This window comes from Virgisporangium aliadipatigenens, from assembly GCF_016863615.1.
In the GTDB taxonomy this organism is placed as follows: domain Bacteria; phylum Actinomycetota; class Actinomycetes; order Mycobacteriales; family Micromonosporaceae; genus Virgisporangium; species Virgisporangium aliadipatigenens.
Map to the genome: position 1 here is coordinate 25,205 of NZ_BOPF01000055.1, position 20,096 is coordinate 45,300.

Genomic DNA, 20,096 nt, shown 5'->3' on the forward strand with positions numbered 1-20,096 from the left:
TACAACGACAAGAAGCATCAGCGCAATGCCATACCGTGTGCCGAGAATCCGGAGTAGAGATCGCGCCAACGTGGATACTCCTTCCTATCGCCGCATCGACTCGGTTTCGGGTCGAGGTGTGGGCATGGCCGCCTCACGTGAACTCGGCCGGTAAATAGCGTAGTTTGTTGGGCCGTCGTCGTTCGGGGTCGTCCATTGGGCCTGACCGGTTGTGGCCCGGACGGGCGCTCGCAGCTGTGCGTTTTTCTCAGGCCCGGCAGGATCAGCGACTGGGCGGACTGCTGTGTCTTCGGTCCTTGTCTCTGGCCTGAGTCGTGTCTCAATCGCTAGGCGAGCCCGTGCAAGTGCGGCCAGCTCGGTCGTGCGACCATCTTGTTCTGCGTCGTCTCCGGCGCGTCGCTGTTGATCCCGGAAGAACAGCATGCTAAGCGTTCTTGATGGATCCTTGCCGCTAAGTTGGGTGACTCGGCGGTAGGGTCGCAGCAAAAGCCAACCGACAACGCCGGTCAACAAGATTAGTACGACCTGCAGCCAACCAGGCAGATCGGTTCCCAGCACCAGAGTTACCGCGAAGAGGTAAACAGCCGAGCCTGCGCCGAAGATTACAATATTGAATACGGCCGCGATCACCATGTTGACGAGACGGCGTATTCCGGCGCTCGCCGGTCGTAGAATTCCCACAGTGCCAAGGATCGGTGCGGCGATGACCGCCCAGCGGAAGATTACAAAGCCCAACAAGACGAGAATGGATGCCGTTAGGTCAAAGAAGGCGAAGAATAGTGCCGCAAGGATCGCAATAAACCCGGCACCGATTCGATCCATGCCGCGCTTGCCTTGGAGATGTTCGTATGCATCAGGGTCTTCCGCCTTAATCTGCGCGGCGACTCTCATCCACTGATCGCGTTTCTGTTGAATATAGACGTTTCGCAGCGCATTGTCGGCGGAGGGATCGTTGTTGATGTTGTCCGCCTCGGTCCAGGAGTATGCCTTAGCACTGTAGAGGATGGGGCCGTATTTCCTGGCGGTTTCGGTGTCGGCTGAACCGAGCATTCCTCTAAGCCAGTTGCGATAAACCATGCCATCGACCACGGTGCCGCTGGCGCGAACGGCCGGAGGGCGATTGTCCTTACAGGCCGCCGGATTGAGTGCTACGCACGGGTCCATATCCTGAGCCGGTGGGCCTACGGCGCTGTGGACCACGTTCAAGCTGCTTACCAGCACGCTATCGGCTGAATTCGCCGACCAAGTGGGCCATGACGCCACGGCAGTAACTCCGACCATGACAACAATTGCCCAACCGACGGTTGTCATTGTCGCGTTCATGTCGGATTGGCGGGACCGCCAGAGAAGGTAAAGTCCAAGGATCGCGAGCGTGATCGCGCCGAATACGGTGAATACCTTGCGGTAGGCGGCCTTAGTGGCTTGATCTACCAGCGGGTCGGCCCATCCCCACATTGATTTCGGCGCCCAGGCGCGCTCTCGGATCGCGTTGGAGGCTCCGACGATTGAGGTCGCGACCAGCATCTCGCCATTTGCTACCGTGTTTTGGAACACGTAGTCCGGATGCATGGTGGTGGGGACGCAATCAATGTCGTACGTCGTGTAGTTGTATCCTGCATATGCATACTGCTCGTATCTACTGGTAACGCCGTCCTTTTGATCGCCCTCGGGTTTGGTGGCGAACCATCCGGCCATGCCAGAATCGGGGGTATTGGGAGTCGGCGCGTTCAAGCACTCTGTCGGATCGTCGACCTTGGTTAGTCCGTCAACGCACCTCGTCCAGTTGGCTGGGTTTTGCCATTCCTCCACAGAACACGGATTAGCCGGCGCCTGCACCGGCCCCCCAGGCCCCCGCTCCGGCACCCCCACATCCGCCGAAGCCGGCAACGTCCCCCCGAACAGCGTCATCGTCGCCGCCACAAAAACAACCATGGCTGACGCTGCGAGCCGTTTCATCAGGTCTCCTCAGGATCCCGCGGTCCGACGAGCACAGGGTCGATGGTCGACGCCGGTGTGGTGTCCAGGTACGTCAAGAGGTCCGGCACATACGAGACGTCGACACGGGTCTTCTGCACCCGTCCGTCGACGTCACGCATGATGAACTCACGGAATCCGAGGCGGGTCGACGAGGACGAGTCCACCTGCGAGAGCGATGCGAGTGTCTGTTCGTAGCCCACGTCGGTGGGCACGCGCAGCAGTCGCAGTGCTTCCGCGGCGATCTCCGAGTCCTCGGCGATTCGGCCGACGAATACTGTCGAGACCAGGTTCTGGACGTCGAGCCCGAGGATGTCGCGAGGATTTTGGGATGCGACGAGGGCGGCGAGGTTCCATTTTCGGGAGTCGCGGGCGAGTCGGACCAGGAACGAGCGTCCGGAGCGCCAGCCTTCCATGAAGTGTGCTTCGTCGAGGCCCACGAGCTTGCGCCGGTACATGTCGCCGCCGTAGCAGCGGCGGACGGCGAGCCGGTGGGCGGTGTGCAGCATCGGCAGGGCCAGGGCTTCTTCCGCCGACCAGTATTCGCGTTCGATTTTGAGGTCGGGCAGGCGGAGGCCGGCCATGGTGATGACGGTCAGGGCCGCGTCGGAGCCGAGCGATCCGGTCGGCGGTTTGCCGAAGAACAGCATCGCGAGCGGCATTTCGGCGGCGTCGAGCAGGAGGTTGCCGAGTTCGGAGGCGTCGGGATCGCCCATCTCCCGCAGGATTTTGACGACGTCGTCGAGGGTGGAGGTCTCCTCGGCGGGGATCTGCCGGGCGGCGTGCCGGAGCAGGGTCGCCGTGGAGGCCTCGCGGGCGACCTGCGGCGGCACGAGCATCATGCAGATGTCCTGAACGAGCATGCGGCGTTCGGCGCGGGCGTTCGACAGGGCGATGTCGAACTCCCGGTCGCCCTCGACCCCCTGCGCGAAGTGGGCCCGCTGCGGGGTCGGGATGAGCGCGTACGGCGCCAGGGTGCCCTGCTCCGAGCCGGTCAGGTTGAGAACGTGCGCGTACGGCCTGACCTCGGGCATCTGGCACAGGCGGGCCAGCGGGCCGGACGGGTCGAGGAGCGTCACCTGGACGCCTCGCCGGGCGGCGAGGTAGCCGAGGGCGCCCATGAGCGTGGACTTTCCACCGCCGGGCTCGGCGACGAAGACGGCCAGTCCGGAGCGTTCCCGGACCTCCATCGGGAAGTGCAGGTCGAGGAAGACGGGCCGGCGGGACGTACCCGCCGTTCGACCGATCAAATCTCCGCGGCGGTCGCCGACGGTCGACGCGGCCTGGGGCAGCGCGGCGGCGAAGAGCTTGACCGGCATGCGCCGCAGGTATCCGGTGTTGGCCAGCGGCTCCCCGGGGATGAACTCGCGGGCCAGCCAGTCCTGGTTCTTCGGGTGCTGCAGCGAGACCCGCATTTCGCGCGAGTAGAGCTGGGTGAGGCGGCGGGCGCGCTCGAGGCATTCCTCGCGGGTGCGGCCGCTGACGGCGATCCGGTGCCAGCCGTGGGCCCGCGACGAGTCGACGGGCAGGCCGGTCGTCATGTCGTCGCCGATGGTCAGCGCGCGCTTGGCGAGCCGTTCCAGCTCGGGGGGCGCGTCGATGCCGTGTTCGGCGTAGTCCTGCTGCTGCGAACGGATCAAGCGGAGCCGGTGCTCCAGATTCCGGAACGAGTCGCCCGGCCCCAGAATGTCCACTCTGGACGAGATCTCCATCGCCCATGGCAGGCGCTCGTGGAAGTGCAGCCACGGCTCGTGACGTTCGGGGATCTCGAGTGGCTCCATGCGGCCGACGGCGAGGATGGCGACGTGTCGTTCCTCGTCGGTGAGCCGGTTGACGAGCTTCACCGTGGAGCCGTAGGGCGTGCGGTAGCGCTCGATCTGCTCGGTCAGCGCGAGGAGATCGCCGCGTTCCCACCCACCGTGTTCGACGTCGGTGGTGTCGCTCGGCGGCGACATGCCCAGCGCCACCGAGCGGTAGAGCAGGAACTCCAGCTCACGAGCGGTCACCCGGCGCCCGCGCATGCCGAACGCGCCCAGCACCTCGTCGAACTGTTCGACGGTGCGTGACATCCGCCGGCGTTCGGCGTCGCCGACGCCCTTGTTGAAGAGCCGCCCGATCCGTTCGGCGAACGTGTCGCCGAGGGTCCGCCGCGCGAACTGGATCCCGAGGAACGTCTGCCCCTCGGCGTGGTTGAGCGCGATGAGGTGCTGCTGCGCGGCGACCAGGTGATCGCCCCAGGACGGCGCACCCTCCACAGTGGGCAGTGGGTACGGCGTGCTCCGGTCCACCATCCGCGCCCACTGGTCCGCGGGGAAGGGCCGCGTCGTCCGGCGCAGGTGCAGGCGGAATCCGGCAAGCCCGGCGTACTGCTCCGAGATCGCCATCAGCAGCGCCTCGCGGTCCGCGTCCGGGCGGAAGGCCCACCGCACCTCGGGCAGCGTGTACCAGGCCGTCACCGCGTTCGGGGTGAAGGTCAGGTGCCCGGCGATCTCGGTGATCGCCAGTTCGACCGAGGGGTCGCGGTCGCGGTTCTTCGGCTTCGGCGTCTTGTCGAGTCGCGCTCGCTTCGGCGGCTTGCGGTCGCGTTCCTTCGGCGTTTTTGCGGGGGAACGTCGTGAGCTCGGCACGACCTGCCCCGGCTCCCGGGGGGCGACCTCGGTGCCGTAGCGCGGATAGCCCGCGGGCTGGCTCGCCGGGCGGCTGTGCGCCGGATAGGCCGGCTCGGCCACCGGATACTGGTGAGCGGCCTGGTCGTAGGGAGCATCCACCGGCGGCCGTGCCGGATACCCGCCCATTGGAGCGGACGGCGGACCCACCGGAGCCGCCGGAGCGACCGCGCTCGGCGGGACACTCCCCGGCACGGGCCCGTACTGCTGCACCGGAGCGGCGTATCCAGCCTGCGCATCGGCCGGGTATCCGGCCTGCGATTCGGCCGTTGGATAGGGAGCCTGCACCTCGGCACCCGGATAAGCTGCCGCCCCGTAGCCCTCGGCGGCGAACGGCTCCGCCGGCGGAGCGACTTCCGGCGGCCACTCGGCCGCCGGACGCTCAGACCGCACCGGTCCGCTGCCGGCCGACACGTCGGGCGCCTGCGGCTGCCAATCCTCGACCCCGCCGAACGCCCGCCGCGCGCCCTGAGCCGAAACCGGCTGGTCAGCGGCCTGCTGCTCGGGTTGAGCCGGCGCCACGGTCCGACGCCGCACGGTCCTGCGCTCCGCCGCCGCGGCCGCCTTGCCGCGCCGCCCGGCACGTTCCGTCCGCGAACCCGATCCCGCCGCCCCCTGGGCAACGCCGTCGTCGTCCACGTCGGGCTGACTCGACCGGGTGCCAGACGTGCCGGCGAGTAGTGGGCCGGAGTCAGGATCCCTCTCCGGGGGCGCGACCGTGGCTCCCGGGCGCGCCGCTCCCGAAACGGCGTTCACGGCCGGCTCGGCCTCGGAAGGCGGCACCGTTTCCACCGCGCCGCCGCCCTGGCTCGCGCTGTGGTCGGCGGGGACCGATCCCGCGATGTCGAGGTCGCCCGCGACCCGGTCGCCGTTCCTCCGCTCACTGTCGACGCTCGGCGCCTGCTGCGAAGGCTCCGACACCTCCGGTGCGGCCGGTGCGCGCGGGCTCTCGACGACGGCCGGCTCCCGCACAGCGTCCACAGTGGAGTTCTCCACCGCGGCGGCCGCTACGTCCTCCCTCCGCTGCCCGGCGACGGGAGGCGCCGCGGCGTTCCCGTTGGTGCGCGGCGCTTGCGAACCGTTGCCGGCCGACGCCCGTTCCGGAACGGGAAGCGGTGGCGTCGCAACTGTGCCGGCCGGCTCGTCGTGCAGCGGCGGCAGTTGCAGCGGATCGATGGTCGGCATCTCGGTCCGGGCGGCCGGTGCCTGTCGTGGGTGTCCGTTGCTCCGGCGGGCCGGCGGCGCACCCGGCTCCCCGCGTGTGAACAGCCCGAGGAACGGCGAGTCGACCTCGGCCGGCGCGGACATGCCCTGCGGCTGCGCACCCGGCCCGTGGAAGATCGCCACCCGGCCGCCGTCCGCGACCGCCTGGAGCCCGCCGTCGTAGTCGGTGGGCTCGTCCTCGTAGCCCGACTCCGGCTCGTCCCAGGTGGACTCTCCGGATCCCGCCACGCTGCCTTGGTGTCCGCCCGGTTGGGACGGTCCCGCGCGGGGAGGGGTGCGGGTCATATGAGCTCCTCACGTATGCGAATTCGGGTGGCGACCAAGCGCGATTCACGCTGCTCGGCCCGGGGTTCGCGGGTGCGGCGCCAGTCGGTCAGAGCTGTGCGGATAACCATCCGGGCCGGTCGGTCCGGATCGACGTAACGGAAAATGAGGGACGTGGTGACGATCGCCAGAGCAATCTCCCACGCGGGAAATAATTCCACTTTGAACGTGAAAAGGTAATGAATGAATACGTACAGCGGCACCAGCAGCATGAACAGGCCGTACTGCGCGTAGGACAGCTGCACGGGCAGCGTGTAACCCGGCGGGCCGAGGTAGACCAGCCTCGCGCGGTAGATGTCGTCGTCGGTGCGGAGCCGCATCGTGCCTACTTGAACATCAGGTCGATGAGCGTCTCTCCGACGAAGAACAGCGTGGCAGCGCCGGCGATGAAGCCCAGCCCGATGATCGCGATGGCGGAACTGGTCAGCACCTTGGACACCTCGCCCTTGCTGGCCCGGCCGATGAAGATCACGCCGAGCACCGCCAGCAGGATCGGAGCGATCTTGCTCGCGAAGAACGTGAGGATGCCGTCGGTGTCGATCTCGTTCGGCGCGTCGGGATCTGGCGCCGTGAGTCCGTCAACGATGCTGCTGTAGCTCAGCACCGCCTGGCCGATCTCCAGGAGCTTCATCTCTGCGTCTAACCTCCCCGGTCGCGAACGGGTGCACCGTCGCGCCTCTAGCCTCGCCGATCGGACGACCGGGATGGGTTAACCGACCCCTGTGTCGTCCCCGGCCCGGCCGCTATCCAGGGTTTTGGGCAAAGATGTGTGGTTTGTCGGGTTTAACCCTCCGAATAGCAGCCACGTGCAGAGCGTACGTCGGGGCTCTCCGTTCGAACAACCTGCCGACTACGGCCGCGTGAGGCTGGCACGTCCCAGTTTGTCCCACGCCTGGTCGGGTGGCCAGTTAAATGATCCACACGGGTCGGCGGGTACCTTCGTCGGGTGGAGGAACTCCTGGCCGTGTCGCGCCCGGTCGTCGTCGGCGTGCTGAATGTCACCCCCGACAGCTTCTCGGACGGGGGCCGCTACACCGGCGTTGACCAGGCGGTTGCGCACGCTTTGGAGATGCGCCGCGACGGGGCCGCCTTGATCGACATCGGCGGCGAGTCGACCCGCCCCGGCGCCGAACGGGTGGACGCGGATGTGGAGTGTGCCCGCGTGCTGCCGGTGATCCGCGAGCTGGCGGCTGAAGGCGTTCCCCTGTCAATAGATACGACGCGGGCGACGGTGGCGGCGGTGGCGGTCGAGGCGGGGGCGGTCGTCATCAACGACGTGTCCGGCGGCCTGGCGGATCCGGACATGGCCCGGGTCGCCGCGGACGCCGGGTGTCCTTGGATCTTGATGCACTGGCGCGCCCACTCGAAGCGGATGCGCGATCTCGCGGTGTACACGGACGTGGTGAAAGAGGTGTGCGCGGAACTCGGCGCCCGGGTCGACGCCGCGCTGGCGGCGGGCGTGTCCGCGGATCGGATCGTGCTGGATCCCGGGCTCGGGTTCGCGAAGACGGCCGAGCACAACTGGCGACTGGCCGCGCGCCTCGACCAGATCCTCGCGCTCGGATTCCCCGTGCTGGTCGGCTCGAGCCGCAAGTCTTACCTCGGCGCGCTCCTGGCCGGCCCGGACGGCCCGCGGCCGGTGGAGGAGCGCGAGGCCGCGACCGTGGCGACCACCGTCCTCGCCGTCGCCGCCGGCGCGTGGGGGGTGCGCGTCCACGAGGTCCGCGCCAACGTCGACGCGATCAAGGTGTGGCAAGCCACCCGGGACCACCGATGACCGACCTGATCTCGCTTCGTGGGCTGCGGGCCCGCGGTTTCCACGGCGTTTTCGATTTTGAACGGGAACAGGGCCAGGACTTCGTCGTCGACGTGCAGCTGGAGCTGGATCTCCGGCCCGCGGCGCGCACCGACGACGTCGTGGAGACCGTGCACTACGGCGAACTCGCCGGCCAGCTCGTCGCGGTGATCTCCGGCCCGCCGGTGCGCCTCATCGAGACGCTCGCGCAGCGGCTGGCCGACACCTGCCTCGCGGACGCACGCGTGCGCGCCACCACGGTCACGGTGCACAAGCCGCAGGCGCCGATCCCGCACGAGTTCGGCGACGTGGCGGTCACGATCCGCCGCGAACGCCCATGAGCCGGGCGGTGCTGTCCCTCGGCAGCAATCTGGGCGACCGCGTCGACCACCTGCGCACCGCGATCCGCGCACTCGGCGACGCGGTCCTGGTCGTGTCCGGCGTGTACGAGACGCCCCCGTGGGGAGACGCCGACCAGCCGCACTACCTCAACGCCGTGGCCCTGGCGCACGGCAGCGCGAACTGGCTGGACACCGTCCGTTCGCTCGAGTCGGCCGCCGGCCGCGTGCGTGATCCGGAGCGCCGGTTCGGCCCGCGCACCCTGGACGTAGACGTGATCGCAGCCTGGAACGACGCCGACGAACCGGTGATCAGCGACGACCCCGAACTGACGCTGCCGCATCCCCGCGCTCACCTCCGCGCATTCGTGCTGCGCCCCTGGCTGGACATTCAGCCGTACGCGCAGTTGCCTGGACACGGGTTCGTGTACGACCTCGTACGCACCGCACCCGTCTTGGACGACCTCGGCGCGCTCCGCGCGTGTGACGACATTTCCCTGGAGACTTGAACCATGTCCCTCCCCGACGACCGGAACCCGCGGCCGAGCGTCCAGCCGACCCGACCGTCCACCCTCGTCGTCGCCGGGCTCGGCGCGGCAGCTCTGTCCTGGCTCTTGATCAGCCGCCTGTACAACGAGTTTCCCGACATCCCCTGGCTGCCCGCCCTGACCCTGCTCGGCCTGGCGGCGCTGGAGTTCGCGGCGGCCGCCAACACCAAGGCCCGCATCGACCGCCGCAAGGGCCTGCCTCCCGTCGATCCGCTGCTCGTGGCCAAGTACGTGGTGTTGGCGAAGGCCTCCGCGCTGGCGGGTGCCCTCTTCGCCGGCGTCTACGGCGGCTTCAGCGTGTGGCTGCTGACCGAGATCGGTCGCCTCGAAGCGGCCGAGGCCGACCTGCCGCCCGGGCTGACCGGCCTCGTGGGAGCGGTGGCACTGACCATCGGCGCCCTACTCCTCGAACGCGCCTGCCGCGTGCCCCCACCCCCGTCCGCCGGCGACCCGACAAAGCCCGGCCACGCCGACGAACGCGAAGACGACCAGGAGCAGGCCGAAAACTGAGCTCACCCGCCGGGTGGCCCCCGTCCCGCCCGCCTCGAACGCCGCACCGACAGCGCGGTGATGCCCACGATGCCGACGGCCCCCACGACGAACAGTCCCAGCAGGACGACGGCGACCGGATCCGGTCCGGAGCCGTCGGAGTTTCCTGCCGGCGGTTGCGCGGCGTCCGGAGTCGGCACCGCCGAGGCCGGAACGTCCGCCGTCAGCGCACCGACGAGATTGACGACGCCGTAGCCGTATTCGTCGTCCCGGCCCGGAGCGCCTTTGTCGACAGCCGTTGCGGTCAGGCGACGAACGACCTCGGACGCCTTGAGATCGGGGAACTTCGAGCGCACCAGCGCGGCAGCACCGGCGATGATCGCGGTCGCATCACTCGTCCCGGTGCCGGAGCTGTAGCCGTTGTTGAGGCTGGTGCTGACGATGTCAACGGCCGGCGCGGCCAGGACCACTTCGGGACCGGTGGCTGAGACGCTCGCATGATTGCCGTCCTTGTCGATACCTGCGGCGGCGACCACACCGGGATGCCGCGCGGGATGGACAATGTTGCCGTTCTCTGGCCGGTTACCGGCCGCTGCCACGATAACGACGTCGGCCGCCAGCGCTCTTTCGATGGCAGGCGGAAGATCGGTGCCGACGCTTTCGGAGCCAAAGGCCAGGCAGAGAACACGCGCACCATGTTCTACGGCCCAGTCCACCCCGTCAGCGCTTTGCCAATTGTCGATGCCGGAATCGACAGGGAGGATCTTTGCCCTCGGTGCAATTCCGAGCGCGCCCTTGTCGCCCGGCCTGCCGCGCGCAGCGATGAGGCCCGCCATCTTGGTGCCATGTCCGTCACCGTCAACGGAACCGTCGCCACCGACGAAGTTGGTGCCAGGCAAGACGGCGCTCGCCAGGTCCGGGTGTTTGATGTCGACTCCCGAGTCAACGACACCAACCGTTACTCCTTCTCCTTGGCTGATTCGGTGCGCCGCCGCAACGTCCAGAAAGCCGAGGTGCCACTGCCGGTCCCGGGTTTCGTCTGCGCGCGCCGGTGACTGAAGCACGATCTGGGCGAACAGGACCGACAAAGTGGCCAGAGTGAAAAGCTGACGCACCTTCTGCTGCATCACCGATCGATTCCGATGACTCCAGGCCCCGGATCGTGATACGGCTCGGGGCGGGATTCAATAACTGGCGGAACTCCCTCAGCCACCGGCCAGAGGCGATACGCCTCCGGATCACCAGGTCGTTCGGGGCCGTGGCGCCGCCGCTGGGCCCTACCTACGCCGGTGCCCGTGGGACCGCCTGGGTTCGTCGTACGAGGCGGGCTTTGCGCAGCATGGTTGCCGGTCCTAACCGGACCGTTTGCAGTTGCCGGGCCAATCGGTGATCGGGTCTCGCCGATCACCCCTCCGACCGGACTGACGCGTCGCGCGCCGGACGTATGAGGGCCACCAGCCCGACCGCTGGGTACTCCGGAAGCGGGTACGGAACTGTGCGACGTGGCCGGCGGGTTTCGCACCGAGCCGATGACTCCGCCAGGCGGATTGATCCGTGTTGGCCCGGCGGCCGGTGGGATCCACCCCGGTACAGGAGTCGGCGCACTGATTCGGTTGCCCGGCGTTCCGCCGCCGGAAGACGGCATCGGCGTAACCGGCGTCTCTGCGCCGGTCTCGGGACCGCCAGCGAGGTCTGCCGGCGGATCGTCAGGTGTGGCTATGAGATGAGGGTGCTGCGCTCCGAGGGAGACATCCACCTCGTGCGGCGCGGGGACGACCGCCGTCGGAAACCCTGACGAGTTGTGCTGGGGCGCGGCGGGCGCGGTTGTATCAGCCCCGCCCTCTTGGTGGAAGGTATTTACGGCCGGGGAGGCTTCGAGTTTGGGACTCGGCTGGGGGACGGTCATTTGGCGGGAGGCTTCGAACACCTCCTGATCCGCCTGTGCCATCCGTTGCCGGCCCCGTGTGTTGAGTTCCTCCCGCCACGTCGTTCCACCGCTGTGCTCGGCGTAATTGACCAAATTCTTGTTGCGATTGGCCTGCTCTTCCTCGTATTCCTCGTACTTGGCATTGAGTGCAGCCATGTCGGTCTTGAGATGGGCCAGGCTCTGTAGCAGCAAGCCCAGAGCGCGGTGGTTGGTCGCCGCGTCATCCTCAGCCTTGTTGAGCTGATCAATGAGTCGGTCCATGTAGGCGACGAAGGCGGCGGCGGCTGGGCTCTTGTCCGGGGGCCACCTCTCCGCCAGTTCGTCGCGCGCCATGCGGAGCTGCTCCTCATGGAAGTTGAGCAGCTCCAACGTCTTGTACCAGGCCGTGACCTGCTGCCACGACTCCGGATCCGCACCGACCTTGGCGACCGCGTACATCCCCGGGACCTCGATCCCGGCCCAGTCCTGAGCGCTCACACCGCATCACCCCGCTGCTTCTGCACGGTGCGCATCGCGGCGTTGAGCTCCTGCGCCACCTCGTCGACGGTCGCGGCCGAGAACGCGTCGCTGTCGCGGTACTTCTCGGCCACGAAACGGGCCGCGGCGACCAGTGCCTGGGAGGCCTCGGCGAACCCGCGTAACTGATCGATCGCGCCGCGCAGGCAGTCGGTGTGGCGGTCCCGGGCGGCCTTGACCTCCGCGCTGCGGTTGGCGAAGCCGAAGCGGGCGCCCAACTCGTAGGAGGGCACGATCCGCGCCGCATACGGAATGTAGTTGGCGGTCACCTGGCCCTCGATGGTGCCGGCGAACCCGTCGATGCTCGTGGCATCGACCTCGATCACTGTGGCGTCGTCGAACGGTCCGCTCGGGTCATCGATCTTCGGCATTCCGGTCCCCCCGGCTCGGCCCCCGCCGAACAAAACACCGCGAGCGTAAACCGCCGCCCCGCCCCCTGTAACCACCAAGTTGCCGCCTGTGGATAACCATGGATCCGGGTGGATGGGGAAAGGTGTGCCGGAGATCCCGTAAAGGCGTTCCTAAGGCGCCCTTTAACCTGCTGGAACCGGGTGCGAATCTGTTGTCCACAGGGACTTACCGACCCGGGCGAAGCGAAGGTACGGTGCGCTCAGCCGACGACACGTTGGGAGGCGGGCGTGTCCTACGAAAGCACCAGGTTCCGTGGTGGATCCACGTATACCGACGAGCCTGGGTACCGTCAGTCCAGTTTCCGGGAGAGTCAGGCCTACCTGGACGACCGGCAGGACGACGCGGGTTCCGACAGTTCGTTCGGCGCGCACAGCAACGGGTCGGCGTACCACACCGGCACGTTCACGGTCGACAGCTACAACTCGGAAAGCTACGGCTCCGAGTCGAACTACTCCGAGCAGCCGGTTGCTGAGCGTGATGACGAGCCGGCCGAGCCGGAGCCGGTGTCCGATCGGCTGGGGATCCACTTCGGCTGGGAGGCGCTGCTCGCGCTCGCGGTCGGCGGGGTGGCGTTCCTGCTGCACAAGGCCGACGCGGGGGTGCTGAAGGGGCCCGATTTGCCGCAGATGTACCTGACGGCGGCGGTGTTGGGGCTCGTGGCGGTGGGCATGGCGCTGAGCGTGCGCGCCGCGGTGCCCAACCTGGCGGTCGGGTCGCTCGCCTTCGGCAGTGCGATGTTCTTCGCGGCCAACTCCGAGCGTGGGCTGTTGCCGACCGCCGCGGTCACCGCGCTGCTGGTCGTCGGGGCCGGTCTGGTGATGGCCGTCGTGGTGGTCGTTCTGCACGTGCCGTCGTGGGCGGCCAGCCTCGCCGTCGGTTTAGCCGTGATCGCCTGGATGCAGTCGCAGGACACCGCGAAGGTGGTCGCCGGTGCGTACGAGCCGGACGGCCAGGCCGTCGTGTGGTTCGGCGGGTTCGCGGTGCTCTCGGTCGTGGGCGGCGTGATCTGCATGATTCCGGGGATGCGCCGGTCGTTCGGGCGGTTCCGGCCGGAGGGTGACCCCGCCGCGCGGGGGAGCGGGGGGATGACCGCCGGACTCGCGCTGGTCGGTTCGTCCGTGCTCGCGGCCGTGGCCGGGGTTCTGCTGGCACTGACCAACCGCGAGGTGCACCCGTCGGAAAACGGCATCGGGCTCACCGCCCTCGCCCTGGGCGCCGTACTGCTCGGCGGCGTGTCGGTCTACGGCCGGCGCGGCGGCCTGTTCGGGACGCTGCTCGGCGTGGTCGGGATCTCGCTGCTCATGCGCTATGCCGACGCGGAGGCCTGGAAGGTCGACACCGTGGCGTTCGCCGCCGGTGCGATCGTCATCGGGCTCGTCGCGAGCCGGCTCGTCGAGACGTTCGGCCGTCGTCGTGCGCACTCGGAGACCGTTTCCTCGGGAACGTCTTCGTCGGGCGCATCGTGGGACGACCGCTGGTCCACCCGCTGACGTATGACTGTGCGGGTGTGCCGGCTGCGATCGGTCAGCGGGGTGCGGACCGTGATCCGCAATGGCGTGCCGGCGCCGCTCGGCGACGTTACGCTGCCTCGCATGAGCGGAACTATCGCCGAGCTCGACGGACTGTCCACAGAGGAACTGCGCAAGCGCGCGTTCGCCAAGGCCCGCCAGCACGGCGACGTCAAATTCTTCTGGAACCTGCTGCGGCACCTGCCGCACGCGGACGACGCCGAGTCGCTGGACGGTTCCCTGGGGGCCGTCGGCGCCTCCATCGACGACGCGGTCGCGTTGTGGCGTGAAATGACCGGGCATGGGTACGGGGAGTCGGAGCCGCTGCTGCGGGCCGCGTTCATCGACTACCTGACGCAATGAGCCAGTAACGCATTTACCTGCGTTTAGGATTTTGCCGTGCCGGTCATATCCCCGGCATGGCATTCAACCGTGGGCGTTACCGGACCGCGGCGTCCACCGCGACGCTCGTCGCGTTCATCCTCGTGCTGATTTTCGGCAGTCCGTGGTATCGGGACTGGGTAGACGACACCGACCGGGGACTCTTTCTGACGACCCTGGCCTGGCCGGCGTGGACCTTCGATGACGACCTTCCGTTGCGCGACCTCCTGGCCGCCAACCTGAAGGCGATCCTGCTCATCGCGTTCACGTACGGGTTCGTGTCATTGATGGCGGGTTCGCAGCTCTCCCGTGCCCGCGGCGGCATTTCCGCCTTCCTGGTCGGGTGGGCGGCCTACATGTTCGCGGCGGCGCTGGCCGCTTTTCTGACGTGGTTCATCGCGGCGAGCGCGCCGGCCGACGACTCCGTGGTGGCCGCCACGGGAGGCACGGCCTACGGGCTCATCGTCGGGTGGATCGTCGGCCTCGCCTCGATGGCGGGCCGCAGGCCTTAAGACGCGGCGGGTTGCGGCGCTGGTGGGAGATCTTCCGCCAGCGCCGCGACGATGTCCGCTGCCGCCAGTTCCCCCAGAAGCTCTGAATCGTCGCGGACGGCGACCCGGTCGCGCCCCTCGCGCAGCATGGCGGCCAGGGCGTCCTGGAGGGTCGCGTCGGCGGCCACGACCGGCGCGTCCCCGTCCACGGCCGGGGTCAGCCTGGACCGGGGGATCGGCGTGACGGCCAGGCGCTTGATGCCCCGGTCCCCACCCACGAACTCCCGCACGAAGTCGTTGGCCGGCGCGGCGAGCAGCTCCGCCGGCGTGGCGAACTGCTCCAGCTTGCCGCCCTCGGACAGCACGGCGATGCGGTCCCCGAGCCGGACGGCCTCGTCGATGTCGTGCGTGACCAGGACGACCGTCTTGCGCACGGTGCGTTGCAGCCGCCGGAACTCGTCCTGCAACCGCGTGCGCACGATCGGGTCCACCGCCGAGAACGGCTCGTCCATCAGCAGCACGGCCGGATCGGCGGCGAGCGCCCGGGCCACCCCCACGCGCTGCCGCTGCCCGCCGGAGAGTTCGTGCGGGTACCGGTCCCCGTAACGGGCGGCGTCGAGGCCGACGAGCGTGAGCAGTTCGTCCGAACGTTCCCGGATCCGCGCGGCGGGCCAGCCGAGCAGCCGCGGCACGGTGCCCACGTTGGTGCGCACGTTCTGGTGCGGGAAGAGGCCGACGTGCTGGATCACGTACCCGATGCCGCGCCGCAGCCGGTCCGGATCGCTCTTGGTGACGTCCTCGCCGTCGATGAGCACGGCGCCCGAGGTCGGCTCGATCAGCCGGTTGATCATGCGGAGAACGGTCGACTTGCCGCAGCCCGAGGGGCCGATGAGAACGGTCGTCTCGCCGGCGGCCAGTTCGAGGCTCAGCTCGCCCACGGCCACCGTGCCGTCCGGGTACTGCTTGCGCACGCGCTGGAGAGCGATGGGTGCAGCTTTCCGGGTACCGTCCACGGATGTCCCTTCTCGACGGGCCGCGGGTGCTGGCCGCTCCCGCGGCGGAGAACCCCTGGTTGTCCTGGCGCTACGTGCGCGACAACGCTGAGAGTATTCGGACCGCGCTGATCGAGCATGTACTGCTGACCGCCGAATCTGTGCTCATCGCGGCCGTGATCGGTGTGACTCTCGCCATCCTTGCCTATCAGGTACGTAGGTTGTCCACCCCGATTCTGGTGTCGACCGGCGTGCTGTACACCGTTCCGTCGCTGGGGCTGCTTGCGATCCTGGGACCGATCATGCCGTCGCGGCGTTCGGCGGTGGTGCTGGCGCTCGTCACGTACGCGCTGCTGGTGATCGTGCGCAGCACGCTGACCGCGCTGCTGCAGGTGCCGGGCGAGGTGCGGGAGGCGGCGACGGCGATGGGCTACGGGCGGTTCGCACGGCTGTGGCGGGTCGAACTGCCGCTCGCCCTGCCGGGGCTGCTGACCGGGATCCGGCTCGCCACCGTGTCCACGGTCGCCCTGGTCACCGTCGGCGCCATCGTGGGCAAGGGCGCCCTGGGCAGCCTGCTGATGGACGGCTTCACCAACAACTTCTACAAGGCGCAGATCCTCACCGCGGCGGTGCTGTGCGTGGCGTTGGCGCTGGTGCTGGACCTGGTGCTGCTGCTGGTCGGCCGGGTGCTCACCCCGTGGACCCGCAGGCGGTCGGCATGAACGCCATCGGCCCGACGAACCCCTGGACCCGCCGGAGGGCCGCATGAACGCGTTCGACCAGTTCGTCACGTGGATCAACGACCCGCTCAACTGGACCAACCCGGGCGGCATCCTCGAACGCCTCGGCGAGCACCTGTTCATCATGTTCGCCGCGCTGCCGCTCGCGCTCGTCGTGGCGTGGCCGCTGGGCGTCTCGCTCGGCCGCAGCAGCCGTGGCGGCACGGCGGTCGTGGTGCTGTCCAACCTCACCCAGGCCGTGCCGGTGATGGCGCTGCTGGTGATCCTTCCGCTGACCGCCCTGGGCTTCGGCAAGGCGACGGTGATCGTGGCGCTGGCCGTGTTCGCCGTTCCCCCGCTGCTGGCGACCGCTTACACCGGGCTGCGCGAGATCGACCCCGAGGTCCGCGACGCCGCGAAGGGGGTCGGCATGTCCGGCTGGACGCGGCTGTGGCGGGTCGAACTGCCCCTCGCCGTCCCCTATCTCGCCTCCGGCCTGCGCACGGCCGCCGTGCAGGTGGCGGCGACGGCGGCGCTGGCGTCGTTCGTCAACGGCGGCGGGCTCGGCCAGATCATCGCGGCCGGCTTCGGGCTCGGGCTGGCGACCGGCGGCGGTCAGGTGCTGGCCGGCGGGATCCTCGTCGTCGGGCTGGCGCTGCTGGTGGAGGGCCTCGGTGCGTTGCTGCAGCGCCTGGTCACCCCCAAGGGGTTGCGTTTGTCCAAGCTGTGACCCTCGTCCGGTTGCCGATACCCGATCAGCGAGGTTGGGTATTTGGTGCGGGCGCGCAGAGTTGCCCGTCGGACACGCGGTCCTCCCACGGGGACCGGGACACGGAAGGCGGGCGCCGTCGCCATGCAGAGATTTTCCAGAACGTTAGTGACCGGCCTGGCGCTCGGTGTCGCCGCGCTCGGCCTCGTGGCGTGCGGCGAGGAGGGCTCCTCCGGCACCACCAAGCCCGACGCCGCCAGCGGTGCCGGATGCGCGCCGGTCGCCGGTGAGAAGTTCGTCGCGCTGACCGACGACAAGAAGCTGCAGAACGCCGACAACATCCTCCCGGCGGTCAACAGCAAGGCGTCCAGCCCCGAGCTGCTCGCCGCCCTGGACAAGGTCTCCGCGGCGCTCGACACGCCGAAGATGATCGCGCTCAACAAGGCCGTCAACGTCGACCGCAAGACCGCCGAGGTGGCCGCCAAGGAGTTCGCCGCCACGGCCAACATCACGGCCGGCATCACGAGGGGCGCGGGCGGCAGCATCACCGTCGGCGCCGCGAACTTCAGCGAGAGCCAGGTGCTGGGCAACCTGTACAAGATCGCGCTGGAGGCCGCCGGCTACACGGTCAAGGTGGAGCAAATCGGCAACCGGGAGCTCTACGAGCCGGACCTCGAGGCCGGCAAGGTGCAGGTGCTGCCGGAGTACGCGGCGACGCTGGCGGAGTTCCTCAACGCGAAGGTCAACGGTGAAGCGGCCAAGAACGCGCCGATCGCCTCCCCGGACGTCGACAAGACGGCTGCCGCGCTCACCGAGATCGGCAAGAAGGTGGGCCTCACCTTCGGCAAGCCGTCCCAGGCGGTCACGGCCAACGCCTTCGCCGTCACGACGGCGTTCGCCGAGAAGTACGGCGTGAAGACGCTGTCGGAGTTCGCGAGCAAGTGCTCCGGGACGGCCACGGTGCTCGGCGGTCCGCCGGAGTGCCCGCAGCGGCCGTTCTGCCAGCTGGGTCTGGAGAAGACGTACGGGCTGAAGGTCGGCCGGTTCGCCAGCCTCGACGCCGGCGGCACCCAGACCAAGAACGCCCTCAAGACCGGCAGCATCTCCATCGGCCTGGTCTTCTCCACCGACGAGTCGCTCGCCTGATCAAATCGTTGCCCCTCGGTCGGCGTGGCGTGCGATAGCGCGCACTCGGTATGGTCTACATCCATGTCGGCCGAGGGCACGGAACGTAGCAACGGACCGGCGCCTGCCCTGCTGTGGGGCGGCGTCGGGACGGCACCCGTCGGTGGCCTCCTGCTGGTGGCCGGCGGGGACGGATTTCTCCTGCGTGTGGGCGCTTTCTTCCTCATGGTGGCCGTCATTCTGGTCGCCGTGGGAGCGCTCCTCGCCCGCCGCCGGGCCGGTGACCGAGGCGGCATGGAGGGTTACGTAGAGGAAGAGATCGAAGCTCTCCGTGACGATCTCCGGGCCGATATCGCGCACGCGGCCAAGGCCACCCACCGTTCGCTCGCCGAACGGGTCTCCGCGCTCACCGACACCGTCGAGGCGCTGCGCGGCCAGATCGAGGTGCTGCGTGCGCACGTCGAGCGCAGCCACCTGAACGCCCCACCGGCCCCGCAGGCGCCGGCCCCGGCCCCCGTGCAGGCGAGCGCCGGTGTGGTGCATCACACGGAGACGGTCCACGTGACCCGGCAGACCTATGTGGACGACGGCGGCACCGTGTACGGGGCGGCCAAGCCGGTCGCCGTTCCGCAGCAGCGACGCGAGCCCGACCCGTACCAGGACCAGCCGGAACCGGCCCGGCGCAGCGCACCGGTCGGTCGCACCGAGCAGCGCATGGGCGAACGCCGCGCCAGCGCACGGGTCGACGAGCACGGCAGCGAGATGCACGTCAACGAGCGGCGCGCCGAGGTGCGGGTCGACCCGACGGCGGCCGAGATGCACGTAGAGGACCGGTGGGCGTCGTCGACGCACCGGCCGCCGCCCCCCGGCGAGGGGCCGACCGGCCGGCGCCGCCGCGGCGATGACGACGAGCCGAGCGGGCGTTGGGCCCAGGGCGGCGCTCCCGCACCGGGCCCCCCGTCCCGGCAGCCCGACGGCGAATGGGCCGGTGCCGCCCCGGTTTCCGCTCCGGGCGGCCGCCGCGCCGAGGGCGAGTGGGCCGGTGCGGCTCCCGTCTCCGGCGCCGGCCGTCGTGGTGACGCCGAGTGGTCCGGCGCCGCGCCCGTTTCCGGTGCCGGTCGCCGTGAGGGGGAACGCCCGCGCGGCTTCGACGGCGAACGCACGGGCGGCCGGCGCGCGGCACCCGAGCCCCGCGTGTACGACGGCGGCTTCGACGCGGAACGCACGACCGGCCGACGCGCGCGTGCGCCCGAACCGGGTGGCGGCTTCTTCGCCGACGAGCACACCGGCGGCTTCTTCGAGGACGAGCCCGAACGCACCGGCCGCGCCCGGGTGGCACCACCGCCGGAACCGGCACCGGGCCGGGCCGCCCTGCCCGCCAACCCGTCCGGCGAGCCGGTCCCCGACTGGGCCACCGAACGCGGCACCGACGAGCGGGCCCGTACGCCGGTGGAGCAGCCGCGCCGCGGCGGCACGGAGTACGGCGGACGCCCGGGCGGCGGCGAGTACGGCGGCCGTCCGGCCGGTAGTGCGCGTCCGCCGGTCGAGTACGGCCCGCCCGTCAGTGGTCCTTCGGGTGGCGGTGAGTACGGCGGTCGTCCCGCCGGAAGCGCGCGTCCGCCGGGTGAGTACGGCCCGCCGGTCAGTGGTCCTTCTGGCGGCGGCGAGTACGGCGGCCGTCCGGCCGGAAGCGCGCGTCCGCCGGGTGAGTACGGCCGTCCGCCGGCCGGCAACGAGTACGGCGGCCAGCCGGGCTACGGGCCGGGTGAGTACGGCGGCGGCCGGTCGCGGGACGCCGACGACTACGACCAGCCCCCGCCGCGCGGCCGCCGCGCCGCCGACGACTGGGAGTAAGCCGCCTGCTGGTCGGCCACCGCTTCGCGCGGAGCCCTTCGGGGCGGCTGGCGTGGAAGTAGGGCGCCGACGCACCGAAGCGGCCGATCACCCGCGGCGTGGGCC

At 69.4% G+C, this 20,096-nt stretch carries 19 protein-coding genes; 11 read left to right on the plus strand and 8 right to left on the minus strand.

Annotated elements, in window-relative coordinates; genetic code table 11:
• Positions 1-84 precede the first annotated feature (84 nt).
• The 4 genes from Val02_RS43410 to Val02_RS43425 are packed head-to-tail and all read right to left on the minus strand — an operon-like array spanning position 85 to position 6,819.
• Entirely contained in the window at positions 85-1,956 is a 1,872-nt protein-coding gene (locus Val02_RS43410) for an MFS transporter (RefSeq protein ID WP_203905211.1), read from the minus strand.
• Positions 1,956-6,092: an ATP-binding protein gene (locus Val02_RS43415; RefSeq protein ID WP_444546010.1), complete on the minus strand. Its 4,137-nt coding sequence runs from the start codon at positions 6,090-6,092 to the stop codon at positions 1,956-1,958. The genes Val02_RS43410 and Val02_RS43415 overlap by 1 nt, the downstream gene beginning before the upstream one ends.
• A 53-nt stretch (positions 6,093-6,145) precedes the next feature.
• Positions 6,146-6,508 carry a hypothetical protein gene (locus tag Val02_RS43420; protein WP_203905212.1) on the minus strand — a complete coding sequence of 121 codons (363 nt, stop codon included), beginning with the start codon at positions 6,506-6,508 and terminating at the stop codon, positions 6,146-6,148.
• A gap of 5 nt (positions 6,509-6,513) precedes the next feature.
• Positions 6,514-6,819 (minus strand): hypothetical protein, encoded by a 306-nt coding sequence (locus Val02_RS43425; protein ID WP_239153782.1) that lies wholly within the window; start codon positions 6,817-6,819, stop codon positions 6,514-6,516.
• A 315-nt stretch (positions 6,820-7,134) separates the two neighbouring features.
• Here Val02_RS43425 and folP point away from each other — a divergent pair, with 315 nt between their 5' ends.
• The 4 genes from folP to Val02_RS43445 are packed head-to-tail and all read left to right on the plus strand — an operon-like array spanning position 7,135 to position 9,379.
• On the plus strand, positions 7,135-7,965 hold the full coding sequence (gene folP / locus Val02_RS43430) for a dihydropteroate synthase (protein WP_203905213.1): 831 nt from the start codon (positions 7,135-7,137) through the stop codon (positions 7,963-7,965).
• A complete protein-coding gene (gene folB, locus Val02_RS43435) occupies positions 7,962-8,324 on the plus strand; it encodes a dihydroneopterin aldolase (RefSeq protein WP_203905214.1) in 363 nt (120 codons plus the stop codon). Before folP ends, folB begins: the two co-directional genes overlap by 4 nt.
• Positions 8,321-8,830, plus strand: a complete 510-nt coding sequence (gene folK / locus Val02_RS43440) for a 2-amino-4-hydroxy-6-hydroxymethyldihydropteridine diphosphokinase (protein ID WP_203905215.1) — start codon at positions 8,321-8,323, stop codon at positions 8,828-8,830. The genes folB and folK overlap by 4 nt, the downstream gene beginning before the upstream one ends.
• Before the next feature lie 3 nt (positions 8,831-8,833).
• A complete protein-coding gene (locus Val02_RS43445) occupies positions 8,834-9,379 on the plus strand; it encodes a DUF3180 domain-containing protein (RefSeq protein WP_203905216.1) in 546 nt (181 codons plus the stop codon).
• A gap of 2 nt (positions 9,380-9,381) precedes the next feature.
• Here Val02_RS43445 and Val02_RS43450 read toward each other — a convergent pair whose 3' ends face one another.
• The 3 genes from Val02_RS43450 to Val02_RS43460 are packed head-to-tail and all read right to left on the minus strand — an operon-like array spanning position 9,382 to position 12,172.
• Entirely contained in the window at positions 9,382-10,485 is a 1,104-nt protein-coding gene (locus Val02_RS43450; protein ID WP_203905217.1) for a S8 family serine peptidase, read from the minus strand.
• Positions 10,485-11,723 (minus strand): hypothetical protein, encoded by a 1,239-nt coding sequence (locus Val02_RS43455; RefSeq protein WP_203905218.1) that lies wholly within the window; start codon positions 11,721-11,723, stop codon positions 10,485-10,487. Before Val02_RS43455 ends, Val02_RS43450 begins: the two co-directional genes overlap by 1 nt.
• 35 nt (positions 11,724-11,758) lie before the next feature.
• A complete protein-coding gene (locus Val02_RS43460) occupies positions 11,759-12,172 on the minus strand; it encodes a hypothetical protein (RefSeq protein ID WP_203905219.1) in 414 nt (137 codons plus the stop codon).
• A gap of 267 nt (positions 12,173-12,439) precedes the next feature.
• Between Val02_RS43460 and Val02_RS43465 the strand changes: the two genes are divergently transcribed.
• The 3 genes from Val02_RS43465 to Val02_RS43475 all read left to right on the plus strand — a co-directional run bounded on the left by Val02_RS43465 (position 12,440) and on the right by Val02_RS43475 (position 14,613).
• Positions 12,440-13,702 (plus strand): ABC transporter permease, encoded by a 1,263-nt coding sequence (locus Val02_RS43465; RefSeq protein WP_203905220.1) that lies wholly within the window; start codon positions 12,440-12,442, stop codon positions 13,700-13,702.
• 102 nt (positions 13,703-13,804) lie between these two features.
• Positions 13,805-14,083 carry a hypothetical protein gene (locus tag Val02_RS43470; RefSeq protein WP_203905221.1) on the plus strand — a complete coding sequence of 93 codons (279 nt, stop codon included), beginning with the start codon at positions 13,805-13,807 and terminating at the stop codon, positions 14,081-14,083.
• 56 nt (positions 14,084-14,139) lie between these two features.
• Complete coding sequence (locus tag Val02_RS43475; protein WP_203905222.1) at positions 14,140-14,613, plus strand: hypothetical protein; 474 nt, start codon at positions 14,140-14,142, stop codon at positions 14,611-14,613.
• On the opposite strand, the gene Val02_RS43480 is transcribed toward Val02_RS43475, so the two are convergent.
• Positions 14,610-15,605: an ABC transporter ATP-binding protein gene (locus Val02_RS43480; protein ID WP_203905223.1), complete on the minus strand. Its 996-nt coding sequence runs from the start codon at positions 15,603-15,605 to the stop codon at positions 14,610-14,612. The genes Val02_RS43475 and Val02_RS43480 overlap by 4 nt on opposite strands.
• Positions 15,606-15,607: 2 nt before the next feature.
• Here Val02_RS43480 and Val02_RS43485 point away from each other — a divergent pair, with 2 nt between their 5' ends.
• From Val02_RS43485 to Val02_RS43500, 4 genes are all read left to right on the plus strand, one after another.
• A complete protein-coding gene (locus Val02_RS43485; RefSeq protein ID WP_203905224.1) occupies positions 15,608-16,306 on the plus strand; it encodes an ABC transporter permease in 699 nt (232 codons plus the stop codon).
• 43 nt (positions 16,307-16,349) lie between these two features.
• Entirely contained in the window at positions 16,350-17,033 is a 684-nt protein-coding gene (locus Val02_RS43490; protein ID WP_203905225.1) for an ABC transporter permease, read from the plus strand.
• Positions 17,034-17,180: 147 nt separating this feature from the next.
• The gene (locus tag Val02_RS43495; RefSeq protein WP_239153783.1) at positions 17,181-18,158 is read left to right on the plus strand and encodes a glycine betaine ABC transporter substrate-binding protein; all 978 of its coding nucleotides are present in this window, start codon (positions 17,181-17,183) and stop codon (positions 18,156-18,158) included.
• A gap of 63 nt (positions 18,159-18,221) precedes the next feature.
• A complete protein-coding gene (locus Val02_RS43500; RefSeq protein WP_203905227.1) occupies positions 18,222-19,991 on the plus strand; it encodes a hypothetical protein in 1,770 nt (589 codons plus the stop codon).
• The last annotated feature ends 105 nt before the right edge of the window (positions 19,992-20,096 follow it).